The 8,967-nt window shown below is 35.1% G+C and carries 2 protein-coding genes and 1 pseudogene; 2 read left to right on the top strand and 1 reads right to left on the bottom strand.

Going from position 1 to position 8,967, the window contains the following annotated elements:
• A pseudogene (locus OIU80_RS18795) lies at positions 1–3,568 on the bottom strand (hypothetical protein); the annotation flags it as partial.
• Positions 3,569–4,125: 557 nt separating this feature from the next.
• Between OIU80_RS18795 and OIU80_RS18790 the strand changes: the two are divergent.
• Both OIU80_RS18790 and OIU80_RS18785 read left to right on the top strand, forming a co-directional pair.
• Entirely contained in the window at positions 4,126–4,503 is a 378-nt protein-coding gene (locus tag OIU80_RS18790) for a hypothetical protein (RefSeq protein ID WP_264288512.1), read from the top strand.
• A gap of 83 nt (positions 4,504–4,586) precedes the next feature.
• Entirely contained in the window at positions 4,587–8,966 is a 4,380-nt protein-coding gene (locus OIU80_RS18785) for a CusA/CzcA family heavy metal efflux RND transporter (protein ID WP_264288511.1), read from the top strand.
• Position 8,967 lies beyond the last annotated feature (1 nt).

The following is an 8,967-nucleotide window of genomic DNA, read 5'->3' as shown; positions in this document are numbered from 1 at the left end:
CATGAGTAGGGATTGATCCTGAACATAAAGTCAAAACTCCGTTTGTCCCTGCGTTAGGAACTGTTTGTATATTAATAGTTTTAGTTACTCCGGTTATAATTTGACCACAAATACCATCTGTACTATTTGTTAAATTCAAAGTTGTATCTGAGGTTGGCGATGGAATAGTTACCGTTACTGAGCCTGCAGTTCCTATTACAGTAGTTCCAGAAATAGCTCCAGTATAGCTTACGAGGTCGCCTGTTGATCCTGTTATTGTAAAAATAGCATCTGATCCTGCGCAAATAGAATTGAGACTGGTTAAAGTTGGAACGGTTACTAGTGAATAGATTCCTGTAACCGTAACTATTGCAGGAAGTGAATTACAGCCTCCATTAGAAGTATTGGTTACCATTAAATTATAAGTTCCTGCTGAGCTAACAATTGGGTTTAGTGTTGTCGCTCCACTAACGATTGTACCATCGGTAGTAGTCCATTGATAGTCAATACCTGCACCGGTTGTCGAGCCAGTACCGTCTAATGTAACAGAAGGGCTGCTACAGTTGATTGTTGCAGTGGTAATAACTTTTGCTACTGGAATAGTACAAATAGGAGCTGTATTTGTCTGACAGGTTTTGTTCCCGGCTTCAAAGCAAGTATCAGAAGCGCCTATGGGAATTACAGAAAACAACACATTATCAGAAGGTTGTAATGAGGTTACATCATATGTGAACACGTTACCAATAGCTCCGATGTTTTGTACTGGGTTAGCATTCACCTGATAAGAAACAGAATAATCAGTAGCTCCTGAAACAGCTTCCCAATTAAAAGATACTGTATTTTGCGTTTGAGTTCCGCATGTGATTTTAGGTTTTACTATTGAATTTACAACAACTTCTATCTGCTTTTTTTTGATAATATCTGTAATACCGTCACAATCTTTACTGGTACAGGTTACTTCATAAGTACCTGCGTTTATGGCTTGTGCGTTTGTAATATTTGGGTTTTGAATTGCACTAGTAAAGCCATTTGGCCCTGTCCATGAATAAGTAGTTCCAGATGGGAGAGTACCATTTACGCTTAGATTGATAGTACTATTTGCACAAGAAGAAATAGGTGTAATAACAGCGGGTTCAAGAACAACAGCTGGGGTAACTACCAGATTTTTGGTTCTTGTAATTAAGCAGTCAAAAGAACTGATTTCTAAAGTATAGAGACCCGCATCTGTAGGCGTAACAGCAGGGATGTTATATTTTTTTGACGTAGAAACTACCATTCCTAAAGGATTTATCCATTTGTAGGTAATTCTGGAATCGGTATCCAGATAATCTGGAAAATTATTTTTTATTGTAAAATCGGCTGGATATCCTTCACATAATAAGTCAGGCATAGACTCAGTATATAGAATATCATCAAAATCATCAACATTAAACAAGAACATTTGTACTCCAGATACAGTACTGCCATATGTGATATTTCTAAAGTCAATTTTTTGAGGCTTTGAACAATCATTATTGACATAAATAGCGTGTACTTTTCCAGGTTTTGAATAGCGTGTATCTGTTCTTCCTGCTTTAAACTGAGTTTGAGTTTCGGGAATAGAAGTCCATAAACGTGGAGCGATAAGAGTACCATTATTTATCGTAATAGCGGCTTCTTCACCTGTTAATGGTGTTACTTTGTTTTTTTGTTCTACATACATTTTACCTAGAACAGGAGAATCACTATTGTTTCTTACGCCGGCATATAAGCCATCTTTATTGATAAATCCGTTACCATGCAGTCTATAGTATTTGCCTTTAGCTCCTGCAGATTGAAATTCAATATTATAAATGTATAAACCAGTTGTTTGTATTTTATAAATAACTCTGTCTGCATTAAGACCCAATCCGTTGAACCAGCTTCCATCATTTATACCTCCGTTTGTGATGGCCGGATCCGCAGAAGAAGTGTACAGTCCATGACCATCTATCCCTGTTGGAAAACATGGAGTACCTGTTAAAGTTGGAGGCAAACAGGGGCCTTGATTCGGTCCGTAAAATCCTGAATCATTGTTTCTGAAATTTAGAGTATTACTAACGGTTCCTGTGGTATAATTTACGATATTAATTTTTCCAGGTAAATTATTAAGCTGATGAAACCAACGTTGAGTTATATTTCCAGAAGCATCCAATTTGTCCCATGACCATTCATTCCCTCCTGGTAAGTTTTGAGTTTCAATCAAGTGAATTCTATTGTCGTGTGACATATCTCGCGCACCGGCAGCACCTTGAAAACTGAGCATATGCACTTTTTTTCCAGGTATTACTTTACAATCTAAAATTCGTTGTCTGTCTATCCACAAACTCGTTTCTTTCTCTTCAACCTTAGGGAGGGCAGTTTTAAAAATATCTACAAGTAAGGCACGAGAAGTTAGCAAGGTATGATTAGCATTCATTCTTTTGTAATACTCGGCATTGAATTTTTTGAAAACATCAACATCTTCAACATACATCTTATAAAAAGCGGCTGCACTTGTACCATAACGTTCCCAATGTGCACCGATACCCTGATCACTTGACCAAAAATCGGTAGTGGTGAGTTGTGAATGATTCTGAAAATCATAATCCCAATCAAAGGCATACCCGTCTTCGTGTCCCCAATGTTTGTTTAAATAGGCGCTGCTAACGGGAAAGTAGTTCGGATAAGCAGCTACAAATTTATCCATAACAATTTGCGCTACACATTCTGCCATACCTTCTTCAAAGCCACTTAAAGTGTTTTCGTAATGCCAAAGATTGTCTGAAGACAAACACACATTATCACGCCAGGCATGTAAAAGTTCATGTATCATTAAGCGTGGCTGAGTCATTTTTCCATAAGCATCGGCTGTATATTGGGTAGAAATCCAGTTAGGGCCATTATAAAAAGTGTTGCTACCAGAAGCATTACCATCATTAATAACATTTACTGTATAAGAATGAGATGAAGGACCATATACTTGTGTTATAATAGGAATCACTTTACTGTAAAAGTCCATCATGTTGGTTGTTTGCCAATTGGCAAAACCGCCTAGTCCATTGACTCCAAATTGTGTCTCTATGGTAACATTTACTATGTTGCCAGCAGTACCTAGATTTTCCCATGTAAAATTTAATGGGCCAATTACAGTGTCTGTACCACCATTTAATAAGTGAAAATAAAAATTTTGTCCTTGTGTAAATGTTGTTCCTAAAGCTAGAGCTGTTAAACGTAATTCTTCATAACTATAGCCGTAGGTAGTCTTATCAAGAGAGTTTAAACCTTGACTCCAGCGGATATTTTGCGAATTTGGACCATTAGGAACAGAGCCTGTACCGATAGAGAAACTTGTAAATCCACCGCTTTGCCAGTTTACAAAGGCGCTATGAATACTTTCAACTTTGCCTGTGACACCTGTAGCAGCTATTGCTTTTATTTTACTATTTAGGTTTGGTTTAATAGCTACGGGAGCAGGAAGGGTTGCAGGTTTACATCCCATTAACGTATTACTGGTTTGGGGTACTTGTATTTGAGCAGTAAGGGAGATGGAAAAAAAAGTAAACAGGAATAGAATGTATAATTTTTTCATTGTATAAAATTGTAGGTTAATCGACAATGAGTATGTTTTATCGAAGCACTACAAAATTAGTTTTGTCATGAAAAGAAAATGGTTGTAAATTAATCAATATTGATATTAAATTAACATTATTTATATGGTTATTTTATGTTTTTTGTATTAAAAATATTGTTATTGTTTTATTTTGGTATTTTTATTGAAAAATTAAAAAGTGGGTTTGTATGGCTTAAGTAAAGAAATTGCTATTTATTAAGAGTATTTCATTTGAGAGGGGGAAACATAGATTTTATGTGTAAAAAAGAACTAAAAAACAAAACTCATTTCTTTGAGATAGTGGCTGTACTAATTTAAAATAAGTGAAATTTTTTCTATAATAATACCAAAAACATATGGTTAAGTGTTAGTGTTAATAATGATTAATATGTTAATAGGTTAGTAATAGTATTATTTTTTAGTAATTATGATATTAAAAATAAAATTTTAGTTTGTTTGTATTTATGGAATGATAAAAATTGTTCTTGCGTTGTTATTGATAAGAAAGATTTAGGGATAAAGGCTAAATTTGTGAGGTGAAAAAAATTATTATTTACATATTCATTTTTTTAATAGCTTCTAATATTGGCTTTTTCCAGCAATTTTATAAACTGCCAGTATTGTTTCAGCATTTTAAAGAACATAAAGAAATAAGTAAAGTAAGTTTTATTGATTTTTTAGCCATGCATTATTGGGGTGATGATTTAGACGATGATGATGCTGATCGCGATATGCAGCTTCCTTTTAAAAATATAAGTGGTTACTCATTACAGCTTGTATTTATTCCTACAGACAAACATGCTATTTATATTCCTTTTACTAGTAGTCTAACGCAGACTAACAGTATTCCATATACATGCAATTTACATTCTAACCCCGCTTTATTTTCGGTATTCAGACCTCCTATAGTATAATTTGATTTTCAAATTTTTATTGTGGTTAAGACATATTATATGTTTTAGCCATAGCATTATTATTTCTAAAATTAAATCAAATTATGCTTAATAAGATAATACAATTTTCAGTTAAGAATAAACTGGTAATTGGCGTTTTTACATTGCTATGGATTATTTATGGCGTGTACGAAGTGAGTCGTTTACCTATTGATGCCGTTCCGGACATCACAAACAATCAAGTACAAATTATTACAACAGCTCCATCATTGGGAGCAGAAGACGTAGAGCGTCTTATAACTTTTCCGATAGAGCAGGCAATAAGCAATATTCCGCAGTTAAAAGAAAGCCGTAGTATTTCTCGTTTTGGACTATCGTTAGTTACTATCGTTTTTGACGATGATACTGATGTGTATTGGGCGCGCCAACAAGTTGCAGAACGCTTACAAAAAGTAGCGATAGACGAAAATGCCAGTACACCCGAAATGGCACCTGCTACAACAGGGCTGGGCGAAATATACCAATATGTTGTAAAGCCACAACCGGGTTATGAAGCCAAGTATTCTCTAGAGGATTTAAGAACAATTCAAGACTGGACGATCAGAAGACAACTTTTAGGAACTCCCGGAATTGCCGATGTAGCTACTTTTGGAGGGAAATTAAAACAATATGAAATTGCAGTAAATCCAGCACGACTAAAAGCTCAAAGTCTTACTATAAAGGAGGTATTTACAGCATTAAGCAGCAACAACGAAAATACAGGGGGAGCTTATATTGAGAAAGGACCAACGGTTCTTTATATCCGAAGCGTAGGACTTACCAAGAATATAAGTGATATTCAGAATATTATAGTAAAGAACACACAGGCAGGAACTCCAATTCTTATAAAAGATATTGCAGATGTAAAAATGTCTTCGGCAATACGATACGGAGCATTAACGACAGACGATCTTGGTGAATCTGTAGGCGGAATAGTGATGATGCTTAAAGGAGAAAATGCTAATAATGTTATCGTAAATGTAAAGAAACGAGTTGCCGAAATAGAGAAAATTTTACCAGAAGGTTTAAAAATAGAACCTTTTTTAGACCGTACAAAAATGGTAGATAATGCTATTGGTACAGTTCAAAAAAACCTTATTGAGGGGGCATTGATTGTTGTTCTGGTGTTGGTATTATTTTTAGGAAATTTAAGAGCAGGGTTTATTGTAGCATCAGTTATTCCTTTGGCGATGCTGTTTGCAATTATCATGATGAACACCTTTGGGGTAAGTGGTAATCTTATGAGTCTTGGTGCGCTTGATTTTGGTTTAATAGTAGATGGAGCAGTAATTATAGTCGAAGCCATATTGCACCATTTGCACAGTACCAAAAAATATAAGGGTACAGATATTATTTCGCAAGAAGATATGGATAAAGAAGTTACCGGATCGGCAGGACGTATGATGAATGCGGCTGTATTTGGACAAATAATTATCCTTATAGTATATCTTCCTATACTGTCGTTGGAAGGAATAGAGGGTAAAATGTTTAAACCAATGGCACAAACAGTCGCTTTTGCCATTTTAGGAGCCTTTATACTGTCACTTACTTATGTACCGATGGTTAGTTCATTATTTATAAGTAAGAATATGAACCATAAACCAAATCTTTCAGATCGAATTATGGCTAGGCTAGAGTTCTATTATGAAAAGTGGTTGTCTAAAGCTTTACGCATAAGAAAGGGTATAGTGATTTCGGCATTTGTTTTATTTGGAATCGCAATGTTTATGTTTTCTAGGATGGGAGGAGAGTTTATACCACAGCTAGAAGAAGGAGATTTTGCAGTAGAAACACGTTTGCTACTCGGAACTAACCTTTCGACAACTACAGCAACAATTCAGAAAATATCAGTAGCTCTTAAAAGCAAATATCCAGAAGTAGAAAAGGTAGTTTCTAGAATTGGAAGTGCTGAAATCCCCACAGATCCAATGCCTATAGAGGGAGGGGATATGATTATTGTTTTAAAAGACAAATCAGAATGGACAAGTGCTTCCTCATTTCCAGAGTTGGCAGATAAAATGACCGAAACAGTAAAAGAAGTTGCCCCGGGAGTTACTACAGGTTTTCAATTTCCAGTTCAAATGCGTTTTAATGAATTGATGACTGGAGCAAAGCAAGATGTTGTATGTAAGATTTATGGAGAAGACCTTGATAAACTTGCTGAATATGCGGAGAAATTAGGAGCAATAGCTAAAACAGTAGATGGAGCTACAGATCTTTATGTGGAGAAAGTTACAGGAATGCCTCAGATTGTTATTGATTATGATTGGGCAGAAATGGCTAAATATGGAATCTACGTTTCAGATATAAACAAAACGGTAAATGCTGCTTTTGCCGGAGCAGTAGCAGGTAGTATTTATGAAGGAGAGAAACGCTTTGACATGGTTGTTAGAGTAGAGGATAGTGGTCGAAAAGATATCTCAGATGTACGTAATTTATTGATAGCAACCCCTACAGGAATGCAAATCCCATTGTATCAGGTAGCATCGGTAAAAGAAATAGAAGGACCAAACCAGATACAGCGAGAAGATGCAAAAAGAAGAATAATTGTAGGATTTAATGTCAGAGGCCGTGATGTAGAATCTATAGTAGAAGAATTGCAGAAAAAGGTAAATAATCAAATAAAATTTGATCCCGGTTACTATATTACTTACGGAGGTACATTCGAAAACTTGCAAGAAGCAAAATCACGCCTAGGTGTTGCTGTTCCAGCTGCATTATTAATGATTTTAGCACTATTATACTTTGCATTCAGGTCTTTAAAAGAAGGAATTATAATTTTTACAGCAATTCCATTATCGGCTATTGGAGGAGTATTTGGACTTGCCTTGCGTGATATGCCATTTAGTATATCAGCAGGAGTTGGATTTATTGCACTCTTTGGAGTAGCAGTACTAAACGGAATTGTTTTAATATCCGAGTTTAATCGAATACAGAAGCTTGGTGAAATTACCGATGCCATACAAATTATCATTACAGGAACAAAAAATAGGTTGCGTCCTGTGTTGATGACAGCTGCAGTAGCTTCATTAGGTTTCTTGCCAATGGCTTTAAGCAATGGTGCAGGAGCAGAGGTACAACGTCCATTAGCAACAGTAGTTATTGGCGGACTTATAACAGCAACATTACTTACGCTGTTTGTACTGCCATCTATTTATTTAATGACCTACCACACCAAAGTATTTACGAAAAAAATGAAAAAAAATAAAATTGATAAATTGGCATTATTGCTTGTTGGTTTATTTATAACTGCCTCAGTTCAGGCACAACAGCTGCCTACATCACTAGATCAATCTTTGTCTATAGCTATTCAGAATAATAAAAGAGTGAAATCGGCTCAGTTAAACGAAAAATCAAAAGAGCAACTCCGAAAATCAGCTTTTGATATTCCGAAGACCTCGTTAGATGCAGATTATGGACAGTTTAATAGCCGACTTAATGATAGCCGTTTCGGAATAAGTCAAACCTTTGCTTTTCCAACAGTGTATAGCAATCAGAAAAAAAACTTAACAGAAAACTATAATGTTGCTAAGGTTGAATCGCAGTTAACGACACAGCAGATTAAATCAAATGTGAGGAATCTTTTTTACTCCTATATCTGGTTAAATAGTAAAAAAGAATTGCTGACATATGCAGACTCTATTTATAGATTAATGGAGCAAAAATCGGATTTGCGTTATAAAACAGGAGAAACAAATGTGCTCGAAAAAAGTGCTTCACAATCTGCTAGACAATTTTATACCAACCAGCTTACAATGGTAAATAGAGATATCGATATCACAATTCGATCCTTTAATGCCGTTCTTCAGGACAGTATAACCCATATACCAGCTTCAGAAAATATTAAGAATGATTTTAATATCTCGTTAAGTGATAAATCTAATATAACTGAATTACCACAGATAAGGCTTTCGAATCATATTGCAGCTGCAGCAAAATGGAAGTGGAAAACTGAACAAGCTAAGATGTTACCCGATATTACATTGGGATATAATAATTTAAGTATTATAGGTACACAAACCAATAACACCGGACAGGATGTTTATTATGATAGCAATAACAGATTTAGCTATGTTAATCTAGGATTGTCTATTCCGTTGTTTTATTCGAGTCAATCAGCACGTAATAAAGCTGCCAAAATAGAATATGACAATTACCAAACAATGGCAGAGGCAACAAAAATTGAAATAAAAACAGAGATTACAAATGCTTTAAGCGAGGTAGAGAAGTATAAAGAAAGCCTTAATTATTATGAGAATGATGGGCTTAAAAATGCATCAATTATAATAGATGCAGCCAATAGTCAATTAGAAAATGGAGATATTGATTATCTCCAGTGGGTATTGGTAGTAAACCAGGCAATAACAATAAAAAATGAATATCTCGATAGGATTAATGATTATAATAAAGCAATAGTTAACCTTCAAACCCTTAATAATTTATAAT

Origin of the sequence: Flavobacterium frigoritolerans (assembly GCF_025847275.1) — a bacterium.
Taxonomy (GTDB): Bacteria; Bacteroidota; Bacteroidia; order Flavobacteriales; family Flavobacteriaceae; genus Flavobacterium; species Flavobacterium frigoritolerans.
The sequence above is the reverse complement of the archived record's forward strand: the minus strand, read 5'-3'. Positions and strand labels throughout refer to the sequence as shown.